The organism is Bradyrhizobium sp. LTSP849 (genome assembly GCF_000938255.1).
Taxonomy (GTDB): domain Bacteria; phylum Pseudomonadota; class Alphaproteobacteria; order Rhizobiales; family Xanthobacteraceae; genus Bradyrhizobium.
In genome coordinates, this window is sequence record NZ_JYMR01000012.1 from 139,905 (window position 1) to 158,967 (window position 19,063).

16 protein-coding genes are annotated in these 19,063 nt (G+C 64.7%); 4 read left to right on the plus strand and 12 right to left on the minus strand.

Going from position 1 to position 19,063, the window contains the following annotated elements; all coding sequences use genetic code 11:
- Window positions 1-119 precede the first annotated feature (119 nt).
- On the plus strand, window positions 120-1,364 hold the full coding sequence (locus tag UB31_RS10055) for a DUF763 domain-containing protein (RefSeq protein ID WP_045010748.1): 1,245 nt from the start codon (window positions 120-122) through the stop codon (window positions 1,362-1,364).
- On the opposite strand, the gene UB31_RS10060 is transcribed toward UB31_RS10055, so the two are convergent.
- The 3 genes from UB31_RS10060 to UB31_RS10070 all read right to left on the minus strand — a co-directional run bounded on the left by UB31_RS10060 (window position 1,265) and on the right by UB31_RS10070 (window position 3,878).
- Window positions 1,265-2,572, minus strand: coding sequence for a cytochrome P450 family protein (locus tag UB31_RS10060; RefSeq protein WP_045010749.1), 1,308 nt, complete (start codon window positions 2,570-2,572; stop codon window positions 1,265-1,267). The genes UB31_RS10055 and UB31_RS10060 overlap by 100 nt on opposite strands.
- A gap of 105 nt (window positions 2,573-2,677) precedes the next feature.
- Entirely contained in the window at window positions 2,678-2,998 is a 321-nt protein-coding gene (locus tag UB31_RS10065) for a hypothetical protein (protein ID WP_045010750.1), read from the minus strand.
- 106 nt (window positions 2,999-3,104) lie between these two features.
- Window positions 3,105-3,878 carry a ferredoxin--NADP reductase gene (locus tag UB31_RS10070; RefSeq protein ID WP_045000802.1) on the minus strand — a complete coding sequence of 258 codons (774 nt, stop codon included), beginning with the start codon at window positions 3,876-3,878 and terminating at the stop codon, window positions 3,105-3,107.
- Window positions 3,879-4,023: 145 nt separating this feature from the next.
- On the opposite strand from UB31_RS10070, the gene UB31_RS10075 reads away from it, so the two are divergent.
- The gene (locus UB31_RS10075; protein WP_045010751.1) at window positions 4,024-5,223 is read left to right on the plus strand and encodes an amidohydrolase family protein; all 1,200 of its coding nucleotides are present in this window, start codon (window positions 4,024-4,026) and stop codon (window positions 5,221-5,223) included.
- A 116-nt stretch (window positions 5,224-5,339) separates the two neighbouring features.
- Here UB31_RS10075 and UB31_RS10080 read toward each other — a convergent pair whose 3' ends face one another.
- The 8 genes from UB31_RS10080 to UB31_RS10115 all read right to left on the minus strand — a co-directional run bounded on the left by UB31_RS10080 (window position 5,340) and on the right by UB31_RS10115 (window position 13,541).
- On the minus strand, window positions 5,340-5,795 hold the full coding sequence (locus UB31_RS10080) for a MarR family winged helix-turn-helix transcriptional regulator (protein ID WP_045010752.1): 456 nt from the start codon (window positions 5,793-5,795) through the stop codon (window positions 5,340-5,342).
- A gap of 14 nt (window positions 5,796-5,809) precedes the next feature.
- Entirely contained in the window at window positions 5,810-6,514 is a 705-nt protein-coding gene (locus UB31_RS10085; protein ID WP_045010753.1) for an ABC transporter ATP-binding protein, read from the minus strand.
- A complete protein-coding gene (locus UB31_RS10090; RefSeq protein WP_045010754.1) occupies window positions 6,511-7,302 on the minus strand; it encodes an ABC transporter ATP-binding protein in 792 nt (263 codons plus the stop codon). The genes UB31_RS10085 and UB31_RS10090 overlap by 4 nt, the downstream gene beginning before the upstream one ends.
- On the minus strand, window positions 7,299-9,188 hold the full coding sequence (locus UB31_RS10095) for an ABC transporter permease (protein WP_045010755.1): 1,890 nt from the start codon (window positions 9,186-9,188) through the stop codon (window positions 7,299-7,301). Before UB31_RS10095 ends, UB31_RS10090 begins: the two co-directional genes overlap by 4 nt.
- A gap of 166 nt (window positions 9,189-9,354) precedes the next feature.
- Window positions 9,355-10,557 carry an ABC transporter substrate-binding protein gene (locus UB31_RS10100; protein WP_045010756.1) on the minus strand — a complete coding sequence of 401 codons (1,203 nt, stop codon included), beginning with the start codon at window positions 10,555-10,557 and terminating at the stop codon, window positions 9,355-9,357.
- A 33-nt stretch (window positions 10,558-10,590) separates the two neighbouring features.
- Window positions 10,591-11,175 carry an amino acid synthesis family protein gene (locus UB31_RS10105; RefSeq protein ID WP_045000809.1) on the minus strand — a complete coding sequence of 195 codons (585 nt, stop codon included), beginning with the start codon at window positions 11,173-11,175 and terminating at the stop codon, window positions 10,591-10,593.
- Between the two features lie 15 nt (window positions 11,176-11,190).
- Complete coding sequence (locus tag UB31_RS10110) at window positions 11,191-12,090, minus strand: UPF0280 family protein (RefSeq protein WP_045010757.1); 900 nt, start codon at window positions 12,088-12,090, stop codon at window positions 11,191-11,193.
- Complete coding sequence (locus tag UB31_RS10115) at window positions 12,087-13,541, minus strand: hypothetical protein (RefSeq protein WP_045010758.1); 1,455 nt, start codon at window positions 13,539-13,541, stop codon at window positions 12,087-12,089. Before UB31_RS10115 ends, UB31_RS10110 begins: the two co-directional genes overlap by 4 nt.
- A 271-nt stretch (window positions 13,542-13,812) precedes the next feature.
- On the opposite strand from UB31_RS10115, the gene UB31_RS10120 reads away from it, so the two are divergent.
- Together UB31_RS10120 and UB31_RS10125 are read left to right on the plus strand one after the other, a co-directional pair.
- Window positions 13,813-14,295 carry a (2Fe-2S)-binding protein gene (locus tag UB31_RS10120; protein ID WP_082078464.1) on the plus strand — a complete coding sequence of 161 codons (483 nt, stop codon included), beginning with the start codon at window positions 13,813-13,815 and terminating at the stop codon, window positions 14,293-14,295.
- Entirely contained in the window at window positions 14,295-17,822 is a 3,528-nt protein-coding gene (locus tag UB31_RS10125; protein ID WP_045010760.1) for a molybdopterin cofactor-binding domain-containing protein, read from the plus strand. Before UB31_RS10120 ends, UB31_RS10125 begins: the two co-directional genes overlap by 1 nt.
- On the opposite strand, the gene UB31_RS10130 is transcribed toward UB31_RS10125, so the two are convergent.
- A complete protein-coding gene (locus UB31_RS10130) occupies window positions 17,819-18,787 on the minus strand; it encodes a catechol 2,3-dioxygenase (RefSeq protein ID WP_045010883.1) in 969 nt (322 codons plus the stop codon). The two genes, UB31_RS10125 and UB31_RS10130, sit on opposite strands and share 4 nt — an antisense overlap.
- Between the last annotated feature and the right edge of the window lie 276 nt (window positions 18,788-19,063).

Genomic DNA, 19,063 nt, shown 5'->3' on the forward strand with positions numbered 1-19,063 from the left:
ATGTCCCCGCAATTGCGTACGCGTCTCAACGCGTTCCCGGTGGCTTCGCTCCCCCGCTCCGTGCAATGCAGCATCCCTCTGGTGCAACCGTCGCCGAACTGCGCTATTCCTAGGCAATCATGACTCGCCGAACCGGCAGCGCCGATCTTCCCCTGCATACCGGACGGGTTCCGCCGTGGCTTGCGAGCCGCATGGCCTGCCTCGGCGCGATCGTCACGCAGGCGATCGTGCATCATTACGGGCGCGATGCATTCCTCCAGCGGCTATCGCACCCGTTCTGGTTCCAGTCGTTCGGCGCCGTGATGGGGATGGACTGGCACTCCTCGGGAATCACGACCTCCGTGATTGGCGCGCTGAAGCGCGGGCTCGGCCCGTTGCAAGATGAGCTCGGCATCTATGTCTGCGGCGGCCGCGGCCAGCATTCGCGCAAAACACCGGATGAGCTGATGCACCTCAGTGACCGCGTCGGATTCGATGGCGCAAAGCTCACGCGCGCCAGCCGCCTGGTGGCGAAGGTCGATAGCGCGGCGGTGCAGGATGGGTTCGATCTCTATCTGCACGGCTTCTTCGTCACTGCGGACGCGAAATGGACGGTGGTGCAGCAGGGCATGAATGGCGACAGGCGGCAGGCCCGCCGCTATCACTGGCATTCCGAGGCGCTGAAGAGTTTTGTCGATACGCCGCACAGCGCGATCGACGGCCCCGCGCAGGGTGAGATCGTCAACCTCACCGACCATCGCGCCGACATCTCACGCACCGCGCAACTCGAGCTGTTGAGTGATCTCGGCCCCGATCGCATCGTCACCGAGTTCGAACGGCTGACCGGCGTCGAGCCCGCACAAGCCATGCTGCCGCACCTGATCATGCCAGCGCATCACGACGTGCGGCCGAAGGACGTGTTCGCACGGCGCCTGCACGGAACGCTCGCGGCCGCGGCCGAGCGCGGCCCGGTCGACTTTCCGGAGCTATTGCTGACGCCCGGCGTCGGCGCGCGCACCGTGCGCTCGCTGGCGATGGTCGCCGAGGTCGTGCATGGCGCGCCCTATCGCTTTGGGGATCCCGCGCGTTTCTCGCTCGCCCATGGCGGCAAGGACCGGCATCCCTACCCCGTCCCGATCAAGGTCTATGACGAGACCATTCGCGTGCTGAAGGGCGCAATCCAAAGCGCCAAGCTCGGGCGCGAAGAAGAGATGCAGGCGATCAAGCGCCTCGACGACCAGGCGCGCCGTCTGGAGCGAACTGCGCGCGGACCGTCCGTTGAAGCCTACATCGCCGGCGAGCGAGCGGCCTCGCCCGAACTCGACGGCCGCTCGGTGTTCGGCTGGGAACGCGATGTTGTGGGATCGGACAAATCGACCGGCTGACGGTCCGCTGGGACGACCGGCAGATTCGCTATGGCGCGGATACCTGGCCGTTTGCGCCAGTGAATCTGGGACGCATCGACGGCAAGTCCGAGCTTGGGCCAGCGCACAAACAGCGCTTCCAGCGCGCAAGCGGCCTCGATCCGAGCAAGCTGGTGGCCGAGGCAGAAATGGATGCCCGTGCCGAAGGAGATATGGCGGTTCGGCTTGCGCGTGAGGTCGAGGCGCTCAGGCTGCTCCTGCACCGCCGGATCGACGTTCGCCGCGGCGAGCATGACCATGACGCGGTCGCCCTTCTTCAAGCGCACTCCCGCAAGCTCGATGTCTCGCCGCACATAGCGCGGCTTCGAGAACTGCACAGGTGAGACGAAGCGCAGGAATTCCTCGACGGCGAGAGCGATGCGGCTTCGGTCCTGTTCCAGCCAATCGCGCAGAACCGGATTCCTGAGGAGCTCATAGACCGAGCCGCTGATGAGATGGGTGGTGGTCTCGGAGCCAGCGGCCAGCAACAGGAAGACCATCGAGACCATTTCGTCCGGCGTGATCTGGCCGCCTTCCCGCTCGACCTGGACCAGCTCCGCGATCAAGCCCTCGCCGCCCTGTGCGCGCGCCAGTCGCAATTGCTGTTCGAGATAGCCGCGCATCTTGCGGAAAGCGAACATCAGCCGGACGAAGCTGACCACATTCGTCAGCGACGACATCGCATTCGCCCAGGCAATGAACCTGGGACGGTCCACTGGCGGCAGGCCGAGCAGTTCACAGATCACGGATAGCGGCAGGATGCGGGCGTAGCGCTGGACGAGATCGGCGGGACTGCCATCGGCGAACAGTTCGTCGGCAAGTCCGTCGGCGATGGCGCGGATGCGCGGCTCCATCGCGACGATCGCGCGGCGGCGAAAGGCCTCGTCCACGATACTGCGCAGCCGGGTGTGATCCGGCTCGTCCATGGTCAGCATGTTCTTGGCAATAGTGGCTACGAGCTTCGGCATCCACCAGCGCAGGCCGGCGACTTCGCCATCTTCCTTGCGCAGGGTGAAGGTCGTGCCGTCCTTCAGCACCTCCGCCGTCGCATCATGAGTCGTGGTGATCCAGACATCGCCGATCAGGGGAAAACGCGTCGCGACCACGGGACCGGAGGCCCGCAACGCTGCGATCCCCTTCGGCGGATCGCGAAAGAAAGCGTCGCTCGTGAAGTCGATACGCGGTGCCATGGAATCACCGGCGTGGTTGATGGCGTCTCAACCAGATGGTGCGACCGGGCGCTCGCGCAAGGGCCGGAACCCGACCCGCACGACAACGGGATGTACGAAACGAGCCTATCCGCGTCCGGGCGAGCGCGGCCCGGCCTTGCGCTGACTGGTATAGGCGTCCCAATGGCTCCAGCTGCCATTGCTGAGGCTCTGGAGGTCGGTGGTGAGCGGACGGCGCGTGCGCTTGTCGTGATCGGCGATCGAGCGCTCGGACTGCACGATCTTGCGCTTGAGTTCCGCGATCGCCTTCTGGGTCTGGCCGTTCCGCTTTGAGGACGCAATCTCGCCCATCGTGAAGCGCGCGGTCTCCAGCGCCTTCAACTCGGCGCGGTTCTTCTTCAACTGGACCCGGTGCCAGGCGATGTTGCTGTCGCTGTCCGCAACCATGTGGGAACTCCGCTGATTCGCCCCCACAGTGTATCGTGCGCCGAATCGGCACCGCAACGCCCGTGCGGCGGCGAAAATGCGGTGTTATTGCGCGCGAATTCCCGACTTACCGCTCGGCGAAGGCCTTTTCGACCACGAACTGGGCCGGCTCGCCGTGATTGCCCTCGATGAAGCCGCGCTCACCCAGCAGCACGCGGGTGTCCGTGACCAGCGCCGGGCTGCCGCAGATCATGACGCGGTCATGCGCGGCCTCAAGCCCCGGCAGGCCGATATCGGCGAACAGCTTGCCAGAAGTGATGAGGTCCGTGATGCGGCCGCGATTGCGGAAGGGATCGCGCGTCACGGTCGGATAGTAGATCAGCTGAGCGCGGATGTAGTCGCCGAGGAGCTCGTCCTTCGGCAGATGCTCGGTGATCATCTCGCCATAGGCGAGCTCCTTGACGTGGCGGCAGCCGTGCAGCAGCACGACCTTCTCGAAGCGCTCGTAGGTCTCGGGATCCTTGATCACGCTCAGGAACGGCGCAAGGCCGGTGCCGGTGCCGATCAGGTAAAGGTTGCGGCCCTCTTCCAGATTGTCGATCACCAGCGTGCCGGTGGCCTTGCGGCTGACGATGATCTCGTCGCCTTCCTTCAGGTGCTGGAGCCGCGAGGTCAGCGGACCGTCCGGCACCTTGATCGAGAAGAACTCGAGCGTCTCCTCGTAATTGGCGCTGGCGACGCTGTAGGCCCGCAGCAGCGGCTTCTCGCCGACCTTGAGCCCGATCATGGTGAATTCGCCGTTACGGAAGCGGAAGGTCGGGCTGCGCGTGGTCTTGAAAGAGAACAGCGTGTCGGTCCAGTGGTGGACACTCAAAACGCTTTCCTGATTGAAATTGCTCATCTCACGCTTCCTTGCGGTTCCGAGGCGGTCAGCTATGCGTCGTTCGTATACGATCATTCGTATACAAATGAATAATCCGGCTTGATCCCGCGGTCAAGGCTGCCCAAGATCGAAAGCGTTGCAATTAAGGACAAGGACCCATTCCATGGCGCATGACGCACCCCAGGCCACCGGACCTTCGAAGCTCGTGATCCGCAATATCGGCCTGATCCTGTCGGGCGCGCTGGAAAAGCCGATCCTGGACGGCGACACCATCGTCGCCGAGAACGGCAAGATCACCGCAATCGGCCGCTTCAAGGATCTCGATACCGAAGGCGCGACCACCGTGGTCGAAGCCAACGGCACCACCGTCGCGCCCGGCCTGATCGACAGCCACGTCCACCCCGTCGCGGGCGACTGGACGCCGCGGCAGAACCAGATCGGCTGGATCGACAGCAATTTGCATGGCGGCGTCACCACCATGATCTCGGCCGGCGAGGTCCATATGCCGGGCCGTCCGCGCGACGTCGTTGGTCTCAAGGCGATGGCGATCTTCGCGCAGCGCGCATTCTGGAATTTGCGGCCCGGCGGCGTGAAGGTTCATGCCGGCGCGCCGGTGATCGAATGCGAGATGGTCGAGGAGGATTTCAAGGAATTGGCCGCGGCCGGCGTCAAGCTGCTCGGCGAGGTCGGTCTCGGCGGCGTCAAGGACGGCCCGACCGCGCGAAAAATGGTCGGCTGGGCACGCAAATACGGCATCCAGAGCACGATCCACACCGGCGGCCCCTCGATCCCCGGCTCCGGCCTGATCGACAAGGACGTGGTGCTGGAAGCCGATACCGACGTGGTCGGACACATCAATGGCGGCCACACGGCGCTACCCGACGACCAGATCCGCTGCATCTGCGAGGGCTGCAAGCGCGGCCTCGAGCTCGTTCACAACGGCAATGAGCGTTCAGCCTTGTTCACGCTGCGCATCGCGCGCGAGATGGGCGATCTGCATCGCGTCATCCTCGGCACCGATGCGCCGGCCGGCTCCGGCGTGCAGCCGCTCGGCATCCTGCGCATGGTTTCGATGCTGTCTTCGCTTGGCGACCTGCCGGCCGAGCTCGCCTTTTGTCTCGCCACCGGCAACACCGCGCGGATGCGCGAGCTCGATTGCGGCCTGATCGAAATCGGCCGTTCCGCGGATTTCGTCATCATGGACAAGGCGCAGCATTCGGCCGGCAAGAACATCCTGGAGAGCGTGCAGCTCGGCGACCTCCCCGGCGTCGGCATGACCATCATCGACGGCATCGTGCGGACCCAGCGCAGCCGGAATACGCCGCCGGCGGGGAGAGTGCCGGAGATCGTCGGCGGTCATTGATCGGGCGGAAGTGCGTAGGGTGGGCAAAGCGGAGCGTGCCCACCAACGCCTCTACAAGGCGCTGAAAGATGGTGGGCACGGCGCTTCGCGCCTTTGCCCACCCTACAAGACCGAGTTCACCGCAGCTTGTTCAACAGCGCCATCAGCGTCTCGCGCTCCCTGGCATCGAGCGGCGCCAGCGTTTCGCGGGTGATTGCGAGTGCGTTCGGCGCGAGCTTCTCCGCTAGCTGCTGACCGGCGCGCGTCAGGCTCACCAGCAGGCGCCGGCCGTCCTCGGGATCCTGACTCGTCTCGGTCAGGCCGCGCACCGAGAGCCGATCGATCACGCCCTTGATGGTCGCCACGTCCATCGACGTCAGCCGCCCGAGCTGGTTCTGCGAGCACGGTCCGGTCTCGGCGAGTTTTGACAGCGCCGCCCATTGCGTCGGCGTGAGATTGGTGCCGATGTCACGCGAGAAGATCGAGCTGTGGCGCTGCCAGACCTGGCGCAGGATGAAGCCGACCTGCTCATCGAGCACATAAGACGGCTTTCCCTGCTTCACGCTCTTCTTCGCCGCGATGCTTCTCGCCATCCGCTCCCCGCCCCTCACAACGACAGATGCGCGTCGCGGATATCCGGACGCGCATCGAGCTCGGCCATGGTGCCGCCGAAACAGATGCGGCCGCGCTCGATGATATAGGCGCGATCGGAAATCAATCGCGCAAAGTGCAAATTCTGCTCGGAGACGACGATGCTGACGCCCTCCTTCTTCATGGTCAGGATGGCGTCGACCATCTGCTCCACGATTTTCGGCGACAGGCCTTCCGACGGTTCGTCCAGCAACATCAGCGACGGATTCCCCATCAGCGTGCGCGCGATCGTCAGCATCTGCTGCTCGCCGCCACTCATGCGCCCCCCCGGGCGATTTTTCATTTCACCCAGATTTGGAAACAGCGCGAACAGTTTTTCGCGCGTCCAATATGGTGCGTTCAGACGCTTCGGCTGACGGCCGACTTCGAGATTTTCTTCCACCGTCAGATCCGTGAAGATGCGCCGTTCCTCCGGCACATAGCCGAGCCCATCGCGCACGATCTCATGGGTCGGACGTGCCGAGACATCCTTGCCTTCGAACATGATCCGGCCCGAACGCTGCGCGACGAGGCCTACGATCGAGCGGAACGTCGTCGACTTGCCGGCGCCGTTGCGGCCCAGAAGCGCCACCACCTCGCCGTCGCCGACCTCGAAGCCGATGTCGAACAGGATATGGGCCGGGCCATAATGACTGTTGAGGTCTTGCACCGTGAGCTTCATGCCGATGCTCCCTCGCGATGCTCGGCATCGTAAAGCAGGCCCTCGCCGAGATAGACCGCCTGGACCTGCGGATTACCGCGCACCTCGGCCGGCGAGCCCTCGGCGATCAGCATGCCGCGGTTGAGCACGATGATGCGGTCGGCATGCTCGAACACCACGTCCATGTCGTGCTCGGTGAAGAGCACGCCGATCGACTTCTCCCGTGCGATCTGCGCGGTGAGCCGCATCAGCTCGACGCGCTCGCGCGGCGCCATGCCAGCGGTCGGCTCATCCATCAAAAGCAGCTTCGGCTGGTTCGCCAGCGCGACCGCAAGCTCGAGCCGCTTGAGGTCGCCATAGGCGAGTTCACCGCAGGGACGATCCGCATAGCCGCCCATGCCGACGAGTTCGAGCAGGCGCCCGGCCTCACCGCGATCGACATTCGGCGCCGAGCCCCAGAGATTGAACAATTGCTTGCCGTGCGAGATCAGCGCGACCTGCACGTTCTCGCGCACAGTCATGGTCGCGAACGTCGCCGTGATCTGGAAGGTACGTCCCACGCCCATGCGCCAGACGTCGCGCGGTTTCTTGCCGGTGGTCTCTTCGCCGAGCAAGCGGACGTGGCCCGAATCCGGTCGGTTCTGGCCGTTGAGCATGTCGAAGCAGGTGCTCTTGCCCGCGCCGTTCGGACCTATCAGCGCCAGAATCTCGCCGGCGCGCAGCGAGAACGACACGCCTCGCACGGCATGGATGCCGCCGTAGGATTTGGTCAGGCCTTCGACTGCGAGAAGTGGGGGTGCGACGCTCATTCGGCGGACTCGATCGGCTTGGCGAGCAAGGGTGATCCCGGCGGCGAAGTTTTCCTGCGCCGCTGCGCCAGCATTTCCAGCATGCCGACGATGCCTTTGGGGAAGACGACGACAATCAGGACGATGAAGCCGCCGAGCACAAGTTTCGACAGATCGGTCTGGCTGACCAGCCAGATGTTGAGCGCCTTGTAGACGATGGCGCCGATCACCCCGCCCGACACCGTCTCGACGCCGCCGAGCAGCACCATGACCAGTGCATCGACAGAGAGCGAGATGCCGAGATTGTCGGGGAAGACGCTGCCCTTGAGGTAAGCGAACAGCGCGCCGCCAATGCCGGCCGTCGTTCCCGCGATGACAAAGGCGGTCCACTGCATCCGCTTGGCGTTGATACCGATCGCCTCGCTGCGCAGGAGCGAGTCGCGCGTGGCCCGGAGCGCGTAGCCGAACGGCGAGAACACCATGACCCGCAGCGCGATCGTCACGAGCGCCGCGACGCCGAGCGCCAGCCAATAAAAATGCGACGGGCTCGCCGCCCATTTTTCAGGCCAGATACTCAGAATGCCGTTGTCGCCGCCGGTCACACTCACCCACTGGAACGCGATCGACCACACAATCTGCGCGAAGGCGAGCGTCAGCATCGCGAAATAAACGCCGGAGAGCTGCACGGCAAAGAAGCCGAACACGGCGGCCCCCATGCAGCCGAGCAGCGGCCCCAGCAGCAGGCACACGATCATCGGCAGCCCCGCCATCTTGGCGAGGAAGGCGACGCCGTAGGCGCCGAGCCCAAAATAGGCCGCGTGACCAAAGGATGCGAGCCCGCCGACCGACATCAGGAAATGCAGGCTGACCGCGAAAATCACGAAGATCGCGATCTCGGAGCCGACGGTCAGCGCGTAATTGCCGGCGAACAACGGCAGTGACGCCGCGACGACGAGCGCCGCAAGCGCAGCCAGCCGCTCGTTCGATGTCAGCGGGCGCCAGGGATTGACGGTGAGACCAGGCGTCCTGCGCGCGGGCGCCTCGGGCCTGCCGAACAGGCCCCAGGGCCGCACGATCAGCACCACCGCCATCACCAGGAAGACGAGAATGATGGAAATCTTCGGGAAAATCAGGATGCCGAAGGCGTTGAGCTCGGACACCAGCACCGCGGCGACGAAGGCGCCGACAATGCTGCCGAGGCCACCGATCACGACCACGACAAAGACGTCGACGATGATGCGCAGGTCCATGGCGTGATGAACGGCGTCGCGCGGGATCTGGAGCGCGCCGCCGAGCGCCGCGAGGAAGACACCGACTGCAAACACTGACGTGAACAGCCATTTCTGATTGACGCCGAGCGCTGCGACCATGTCGCGGTCCTGCGTCGCGGCGCGCACCAGCACGCCCCAGCGCGTGCGCTGGAACAGCAGCCAGAGAATGCCTAGCACGACTGGGCTGAGCACGATCAGGAACAAATCATAGCTCGGGATGTTCTGACCGAAGAAATCAATCGCGCCCTTGAAGCCCGGCGCGCGGCGTCCGACGAGGTCGTCAGGCCCCCAAATCAGCACCACGAGGTCCTCGACCATCAGCGTCAGGCCGAAGGTCGCGAGCAGTTGGAACAGTTCGGGGGCGTGATAGATGCGCCGAAGCAGGACCATCTCGACCAGCACGCCGATCAGCGCCACCGCGAACGCTGCGACAACGATCGCGCCCCAGAAACCGAAGGCGCCGGAAAGCCGTTCCGTCAGCGTGAAGGCGATGTAGGCGCCGATCATGTAGAAGGCGCCATGCGCGAAATTCACGATCCGCGTCACGCCGAAGATGATCGACAGGCCCGACGCCACCAGGAACAGCGACGCTGCGCTGGCGAGACCGGTCAGAAACTGGACGACATAAAAGGCCATCGGCGGTCCGGGTTGGTGTTTGGAAGTCACCTCTCCCCGCTTGCGGGGAGAGGTCTTCGTAAGGTGGGTTAGCCGAAGGCGTAACCCACCAACTTCTTGCCGCTGGACGGGCGTGGTGGGTTACGCTTCGCTAACCCACCCTACGGCAGCGGAGAGTGAAGCCAGATCAATCCTTCGGCCGCAGCTTCTCGACTTCGGCGTCGCTCGGCAGATAGTCCGCGCCCTTCTTGTAGGTGGCATCCACCATCACGCCCTTGCCGTCCTTCAGCGCGGTCTTGCCGACGTAAGCGCCGAGCGTCGACTGGTGGTCGATCTTGCGGAAGGTGATCTCGCCGAGCGGCGACGGCATCGACAGCCCTTCGGCCGCGGCAATCAGCTTCTCCGGATCGGTCGAGCCGGCCTTCGCGAGGATCGCGGCGGCCGACTTGATGGTCTGGTAGCCGACGATCGAGCCGAGGCGCGGATAGTCGTTGTATTTGGCCTGGTAGGCCTTGAGGAACGCATCGTGCTCGGGGGTCTTGATCGAGTACCAGGGATAGCCGGTGACGATCCAGCCCTCGGGCGTCTCTTCCTTGAGCGGATCGAGATATTCGGGCTCGCCGGTCAAGAACGAGACAACCTCGCGTCCCTTGAACAGGCCGCGGGTGTTGCCTTCGCGCACGAGCTTCACGAGGTCGGCGCCGAAAGTGACGTTGAGGATCGCTTCCGGATTGGCGGCGGCAACTGCCTGCACCACCGGGCCAGCGTCGATCTTGCCCTGCGGCGGCCACTGCTCGTCGACCCACTGAATGTCCGGACGCTTCTCCGACATCAGCTTCTTGAACACCGCGACCGCCGACTGGCCGTATTCATAGTTCGGCGCAATCGTTGCCCAGCGTTTAGCGGGCAATTTGGCGGCGGCTTCCACCAGCATCGCCGCCTGCATGTAGTTGGAGGGGCGCAGGCGGAAGGTATATTTGTTGCCCTTCGACCAGGTGACGGCGTCCGTCAGCGGCTCGGCTGCGAGAAAAAACACCTTCTTCTGGTTGGCGAAGTCGCTGACGGCGAGACCGATGTTCGACAGGAACGTGCCCGTGAGCATCGCCACGCCTTCGCTCGAGACAAGCTCGTTGGCGGCCGTCTGCGCATCGGCCGGCTTGCCGCCGTCGTCCTTGGAGATGACGACGAGCTTCTTGCCGTTGATACCGCCGGACGCGTTGATCTCTTCGACCGCGAGCTGCCATCCCTTGCGATAGGGTTCGGTGAAGGCCGGCAGCAGCGAGTAGCTGTTGATCTCGCCGATCTTGATCTCCTGCGCCATGGCCGAATGAGCCATGCCGCCCGCCAGAAGCGCGAAGGCCGCACCGACGAAATAGTTTCTTACTCGCATCCCAACCTCCAGTTTTGAACTCTCTTGCGTCTTCTATCTCAAACCGTCTTCGCCCTTGACCTCGGCAACTGTCAGCCCGCCGACGCGCGGCAGCGGACGGCCGCTGTCGGTGACGGCGACGGCGACCATGATCTCGTTGGCGCGCGGCGCGTCGTTGATCTGCACTTCCATGCCGTCGAAATGGCTGCGCACGAAGGCTGCATCCTTGTGTCCGAGCGGAATGTCGAGCGTCGTGCCGGGGCCGCTGCGCTTCTTCGACGACGGGATCAGAGCCGCGCCCTTGCTCAGCACCTTGCGCACCGGCGCACCCATCTTCGGGTGAAGAATCGCAGCCGCATGTTCCAGCTCGCCGTTCTCGCCGACGGCCGCCGCCTTGCCATAGCTCTGAGCCTTGGAACCATCGATGCCGAGTGCTGCCACCGCGCGCTTGGACAGGAGATCGCCGAGCTCCTCGCCGATCGCAATCAACGGCGAGAGATCCTCGACATATTTTCCGGCAAAGGGATTTTCGATCACCGCGATCGCAGCCGCACGCCGGGTCGGCGGCGACACCTGGCGGCCCATCTCCATCTGCGTCTCTTCGACGACGGTGACGATCTTGCGGATGATCGCGCTCATGCTTCGTTTCCCCGTTCAGGCATGAACCGCGTTCTCCAGCACTGCCGGGCGCGATCGTTGCCGCTCAATATCTTTTGTTCCGATGACAAGCATATCACCACAAAGCTGCAACACGGCACCTTCGATCAATCCGCGATCGAACATTTGTCGTGCACATTCCGCGCCAGATTCCAGCGCGGTCGCGATTTCGGCCCGCGACAATTCACCAACAGCGCAGGTCACAAGACGCCCGCCGAGATCGCTGTCAGGCTGAAGCTCGTTCGCAGGCCTTCGGACGATGGCGGGATGCCCGGGCAGATCGACAGCGTTGGCGATGACCGTGGCGGCCGCATCGGCCTGCGACGCGGTCGCGGCAAGCACCGTCACGGCATCGGCGATGCCGAGCGAAAAGCTGCGGCCATGGCGGCCACTGGTCGCGATGCCCCGCACGGGATCGTTTGCATCGACCATCATCGTCCGCATCACGCCGTCGCGATCGGGCCGATCCATCAGGCCGACCGAGAAATGCTCGCCTTCGCCGAGATGCAGCGCAATGTCGCCGCCATTGTTGACGTAAGCCTGATCAAGCGATGCAACGGCCAGCATCGCGCCAAGCATCTCCTCCGCCACGCTGCCGGCAACCGCGGCCATCGGCGTGATGAAGCAATCGGCAGCATAAGGCGCGACGGCGGCGTGCATGCGTTGGGCGACAATTCCGTTCAGCGAACACACCCCGGGTTCCACCGCTTTGCGCAGCTCGGTCAGGTCAGCGCAGAGCTCGTCGAGCAGACCGGTGAACCGGCGCGCTGCCGCCTCATAGGCTGCGCGCACCTCGCCTGCCTCTCCCCTCGCCTCAACGATCAGATCGATCGGACCATCCTGCAAATGCAGCCGCCGGCCATCAGACAGCAACGCGATTTGCGGGAGCCTTGTCATGCCCGGCGCCCTGGAATCGGGTTCTGCCAGGGCAGCTGGCGAACATCGTCACCGCCCCTCACCTCGGACAGCGGCTTCACGTAATCCATGTGCCCACCGAGCGCGGCATAGTCGGCCAGCTTCATCGTGAACTCGATCGGCGCGACCAGCGCCGGCGTCGGCACGTAGCCGAATGCGCCCGAGGGCATCTGCGTCACGTCGACCATGTAGGTAATGCCGCCGCCCGGCCAAACATAGACCGCCGCGCCGCCGCTGGTGACGCGCGTCAGCGCATCCTTGACCGAACGGGTCAGCCGCACCGGATTGTCGGTGACGCCCGCGCGCAGCGAGCCACCGGCACCGGCCATGAACAACACCGTGCACAGCGCCGGCTCGCAATTCTCCTGGATGCGCTCAACCGAGAACTTCAGATCAGCGGGCATCTCGGTCTCGACCGGCTTCAAGGCCTCGTCGAGCACGTAATAGGACGAATGCTCGCCGGTGGTGGAGACCATCAGCATAGAGAGGCCAGGCTTGGCTTCCTTGGCGTCGAACGGCCCGAGGATCGCGAGCGGATCGGAGATGTTGGTGCCGCCCCAGCCCGTGCCGGGATCGGCGACCTGGAAATACCGGCCGGGCGTCGAGCGCCGGCCTTTCATCTTGATGCCAGTGTCGGCGATATCGAGCAGCTTGCCGGCCTGGTGCTCGCTCAGCACGCCCGTGATGTGGTCGTCGACCACGACGACCTCGTCGACCTTGCCGTGCCACTGCTTTGCGAACATGCCGATGGTCGCCGAGCCGCAGCCGACGCGCATCCGCTCTTCCTTGGCACCGTTGACGATCGGCGGCTGGCCGGCCTGCACCACCACGCTCGCGCCGCCGTCGACAGTCAGCTCCACCGCCTTGCAATTGGCAAGGTCCATCAGAGTGTCGCAGGTGACGCGGCCCTCCTTCTTGGAGCCGCCGGTGAGATGATGCACGCCGCCGAGCGATAGCATCTGCGAGCCGTATTCACTGGTGGTAACGTGGCCGACCGCTTCGCCCTGGGCGCGCACGGTCGCGGTCTCGGGGCCGAGATAGCGGTCGGTGTCGATCTTCACCTTGATGCCGCAATAGGAGAAGATGCCCTCGGTGACGACGGTGACCATGTCGACGCCGTCGACCTCGGACGAGACGATGAACGGCGCCGGCTTGTAGTCGGGATAGGTCGTGCCCGCTCCGATCGCCGTCACGAAGGTCGAGGGCCCGTGGACGATCGTGCCGTCCCAATCCTCGGTCCGGCTGAACGGCACCAGCTTGCCGCCGAGCGACACCGTGCGTTCAAGGATGATGTGCGGATCGACGCGAACGAGCTTGCCATCATCATTGGCATAGCGGTCGCAGGCACCGGCCGCGCCGGGCTTGATGTAGCACATCACCGGACAGGCATCGCAGCGGATCTTGTCGGTGGTGGCGCTCGTCGTTTCAGTCATGTCAAAGCCAGCGGATCACGACGGGGTTTATCATTCGTACACGAACGATGTTGCGCGCGGTCCCGATAGCTGTCAAGCGGTGCCGCGCGCGAAAAGATGCCGCTGCCGAATAAAAGCTCATTTGCCTCCCGGTTCTGTCCACAAAGCGGGCAACTGCGCTGCACTGCGGCATGGCGGCTTGCACGTTTGTGTACAAACGGTATCGTCGCGACGTAGAATTTTTACGACCGCGCGGTCGCCAGAGCTTGCGAACCAGAGCTTGGAAATGAGGATGACGCAGACACCGATCCGCCTCACCGTAAACGGCAGGATCCACGACGTCACGGCCGCGCCGGAGACGCCGCTGCTCTATGTGCTGCGCAACGACCTTCAGCTCAACGGCCCGAAATACGGCTGCGGTCTCGGCGAATGCGGCACCTGTACTGTCCTGATCGACGGCACTGCTGCGCGCTCCTGCGTGATCCCCGTCGGCGGTTGCGCCGGACGCGACGTCGTCACGCTCGAAGGGCTCGGCACGCGCGACAAGCCGGATGTTGTGCAACAGGCCTTCATCGACGAGCAGGCTGCGCAATGCGGTTACTGCCTCAACGGCATGATCATGACCACCAAGGCGCTGCTCGCGATCAACCCGCAGCCGACTGAGCAGGAGGCACTCGAGGCACTGCGCTACAATCTCTGCCGCTGCGGCACGCATGTCGAAATCCTGCGTGCGGTGATGCGCGCGTCGGGCCGGCTCGCTGAGGCCGGGAATTGATGGCCTCCCCTCTTTCGAATGGAGCTGAGCGGCCATCCGGCTCGCTTGTCGTCGTCCGCACCGTGGACGAGGTTACGTCCGAGACCTTCGTGCGGATCACCGCCGATGGCTCGGTCAATGCTTATAATGGTCATGTCGATCTCGGCACCGGCATCCGCACGGCGCTCGGCCAGATCGTCGCCGAAGAGCTCGACGTTTCCTTTGCCCGTGTCGTCGTCGTGCTCGGCGACACCGCAATCGTCCCGAACCAGGGCGCAACGATTGCGAGCGAAACCATCCAGATCACGGCCGTTCCCTTGCGCAAGGCCGCCGCGCAAGCGCGGCACTTCCTGATTGCCCGCGCAGCCCACCGACTCGAGTTGCCGGCCGCGGAGCTGACGATCGAAGACGGCCTCGTCCGCGGACACAATCGCAGCGTCAGCTATGGCGAGTTGATCGGCGGCGAGACCATTCGCCTGGAGCTTGCCGACGACGCGCAGGTAAAGGCGGTCGGCAATTACACCATCGTTGGCCAGTCGATGCCGCGCGTCGATCTGCCGGCCAAGGCCACGGGCGAACTTACCTTCGTTCATGACATCCGCGTGCCCGGCATGCTGCATGGCCGCGTCGTGCGGCCGCCCTATGCTGGCGTCGACGCCGGCCCGTTCGTCGGCACCAGCCTGATTGCGGTCGACGAATCCTCGGTGAACGACATCCCCGGGATCATTGCCGTCGTGCGCATCGGGGACTTTGTCGGCGTTGTCGCGGAGCGCGAGGAGAATGCGATTCGCGCGGCGGAGCAGCTCAAGGTGAGCTGGAAGCCGACGCCCACGCTGCCCGATCTCGCCGATGTCGAGACCGCGCTGCGCGCCAATCCGTCAACACCGCGCACGCTGATCGACAAGGGCGACGTCGATACAGCGATCGCCGGTGCAACTACGCATATGCAACGCACCTACGTCTGGCCGTACCAGATGCACGCGTCGATCGGCCCATCCTGCGCGGTCGCCGATTGCAGCGATGGCAACATCCGCGTCTGGTCGGGTACGCAGAACCCGCACGTGCTGCGCGGCGACCTCGCACTGCTGATCGAGCGTCCCGAAAGCGAGATCGATGTAATCCGGCTAGAGGCCGCCGGCTGCTACGGCCGCAACTGCGCCGACGACGTCGCCGCCGACGCGCTGCTGCTATCGCGCGCGGTCGGCCGGCCCGTGCGCGTGCAGCTGACGCGCGAGCAGGAGCACGCCTGGGAGCCCAAGGGCACCGCGCAGCTCATCGACGTCAATGGCGGCCTGAATGCCGACGGCGGCATCGCTGCTTACGATCTCGCCACGCGCTACCCCTCGAACGCGGCACCGACGCTGGCGCTGTTGCTGACGGGACGAATCTCGTGCGAAGGCGCAGTGCTCCAGATGGGCGACCGCACCGCGATCCCGCCCTACGACTACGACCATATGCGCGTCATAGCGCATGACATGGCACCGATCGTGCGCGCCTCCTGGTTCCGCGGCGTCTCGGCGCTCCCGAACACCTTTGCGCATGAATCCTACATCGACGAGCTCGCGACCGAGGCCGGCGTTGACCCGATCGAATATCGCCTGCGCTACCTGAAGGACCAGCGCGCGGTCGATCTCGTCAATGCGGTCGCCGAGCGTGCGGGCTGGACGCCGCGGCCGATCCGCGAAGAGAAAGACGGCGATGTCGTGCACGGGCGCGGCTTTGCCTATGCGCTCTATGTCCATAGCAAGTTTCCGGGCTATGGCGCGGCGTGGTCCGCCTGGGTTGCCGACGTCGCCGTGAACAAGACCACCGGCGATGTCAGCGTGACGCGCGTGGTCGCGGGGCAAGACTCCGGATTGATGATCAATCCGGACGGCGTGCGCCACCAGATCCATGGCAACGTCATCCAGTCGACCAGCCGCGCGCTGATGGAAGAGGTCTCGTTCGAGCGCGGCGCGGTGGCGGCGCGGGAATGGGGCGCCTATCCGATCATCCCCTTCCCCGACGTGCCCAAGATCGACGTGTTGTTGCTGCCGCGGCCGGACCAGCCGCCGCTCGGCGTCGGCGAGTCCGCCTCGGTACCGAGCGCGGCAGCGATTGCGAACGCGATCTTCGATGCCACCGGTGTGCGCTTTCGCGAGCCGCCGTTCACGCCGGAGCGTATCCTCAGGGGATTGCACGGCGACGCGGCCGCCACGCCGCAGGCGCTGCCCGCGCCCGCTGCGCCGCCGCCATCTCGCATCTGGCAAAACCCATTCGCCAAGCGCGCCGGCATTTTTGCAACGATCGCGGCGGTCTGCACCGCTGCGGTCGGTGTTGGCGCGGCCCTGTGGCCCGGACGTGCGATCGCGCCGATCGCACGGCCCGGCACGTCGGTCTATTCCGCCGCGACGATCGCGCGCGGCGAGCTGCTCGCCGCACTCGGCAATTGCGCGGAGTGCCACACCACGATCGGCGGCGCGATCAATGCCGGCGGGCGCGCACTGGAGACGCCGTTCGGCACGATTTTCGCGACCAACATCACGCCCGATGTCGAGACCGGCATCGGTGCCTGGTCCTACCCCGCCTTCGAGCGTGCGATGCGCGACGGACTGCATCGCGACGGGCGGCAGCTCTATCCCGCTTTCCCCTACACGCATTTTTCGAAGACGAGCGAGGCCGACCTTCAGGCACTCTATGCTTACCTGATGGCCCAGCCCGCGGTGCGCGCCACGGCGCCGGCGAACACGCTGGCCTTCCCGTTCAACCTTCGTCCGCTGCTCGCGGGATGGAATGCGCTGTTTCACCAGACGCGCGAGTTCAAGCCTGATCCCGCCAAATCCGAGCAGTGGAATCGCGGCGCTTATCTGGTCGAGAGTCTCGGTCATTGCAGCGCCTGCCATTCGCCGCGCAATGTGCTCGGCGCCGAGCAGCGCGACGCCTATCTGGCCGGGGGATTTGCCGAGGGCTGGGAGGCGCCGGCCCTGACCTCGCTCTCGCACGCGCCGATTCCCTGGAGCGAGGACGATCTCTTCGCGTATTTGCGCACCGGCCAGTCGCGCTATCACGGCGTGGCCGCCGGCCCGATGGCCCCGATCGTCAGGGATCTGACGGCCCTGCCCGACCACGACATCCGCGCGATGGCGATCTATCTCAACTCGTTCAACGACGCTGCCGCCGATGCGCCGACACAGGATGCCCTCGCCGCGAAGCTCGAAGCTGCAACGCAAGTCACTGTCGCAGCCTCCAGTGGCGCGCGGCTCTATCAGGGCGCCTGCGCGGTCTGCCACGAGGTCGGCGGCCTGCCGCTGTTCGGCAGCCGGCCGTCGCTTGCGCTCAACAGCAATCTGCACAGCGCGTCACCGGACAATCTCGTGCAGGTCATCCTGCACGGCATTGCCGAGCCTGTCTCCAGCGACCTCGGCTACATGCCGGCGTTCAAGAACAGCATGAGCGCCGCGCAAGTCGAGCAGCTCGTCACCTTCCTGCGCGGACAGTTCGCGCCGGACAAGCCGGCGTGGACGAGCGTGCGCGAGACAATCGCGCGCGTAAGATCATCCACGCATTAAGCGTGCTTCTTCGCTTCCACCGGCGGCGTGCCGTGGGTGTGGAACGACTCGATCGTCTTCAATCCCCACGCCTGGCCCTTCTTGCGCTCCTCTTCCGTCCACACGATCGGCTTCCAGTCCGGCGCGAGGATGAGGCGCGCGCCGGCATTGGCGACTTCGACGCGGTTGCCGCCAGGCTCGTAGACATAGAGGAAGAAGGTCTGCTGGATCGCGTGCTTGTGCGGGCCGGTCTCGATGTGCACACCGTTCTCGAGGAAGATGTCAGCGGCGCGAAGAATCTCCTCGCGGCTGTCGAGCGCGTAGGTGACATGGTGGAAGCGGCCGGGCGTACCTGAGTGGTCGAGCGAATAGGCAAAATCGTAGCTCTTGTTCGACATCGTCAGCCACATCGCCGCTTCACGACCGTCATTGAGCACGATCTGCTCGGTCAGGCGGCAGCCGAGATAGTTCTCGAAGAACTCCCGGTTGGCCTTGATATCGACGGCGAGGCAATTGAGATGGTCGAGACGGCGGACATTGACGCCGCGCGCGGGAAAGCGCTGCGCCTGGTTCTTCAGCGCGGGCTTCAGCTCCGGCGGCGCCTGATACCATTCGGTCTCGTAATAGAGCTCGACGATGTGACCGTCGGGATCCCTGCAGCGGAAAGTCGGGCCCTGCCCCATGTCGCCATCGATCCAGCCGATGTCGAAGCCGGAGCCTTTCAGCGCGGCAACGCGGCGCTCCAGCGCCTGCTGGCTGCGCGCGCGCAGCGCCATGTGCTCCATGCCGGAGGTTTTCGACGCCGTGAGCTTCAGCGAATAGCGCTCATAGTCGTCCCAGCCGCGCAGATACACCGACTCGCCCTTCTGTCCGCTGACGGTCATGCCCATGACGTCGACGAAGAATTTCAGGCTCTCGTCCGGCTTCGGCGTCAGCAGTTCCATGTGGCCGAGATGGGCGAGATCGAGGATCGGTTCGGTCTGCATGATGTCCTCCAAAACTTGGCTAGCAAGACATGGGCTTTCGATCCGCTTCTCCGGATTGCGCAATCGGGCGCGCGACGCAATGATCATGGGCGCGCCCGGGCGGCGCTGAGGCCGCGGGTTCATTTGTACTAATGTACAAATGACTAGGTCCCGTCAACAAACCAAACCAGTGCTGCCCTGCCTCGGCACCACCGCGGCAGCGACGGCTTCCGGCTCGCGGGCCCATCGGCCGACTGGGCGGATGGTAAAATCTTCCTTAATCGTTTTCAGGCTCAT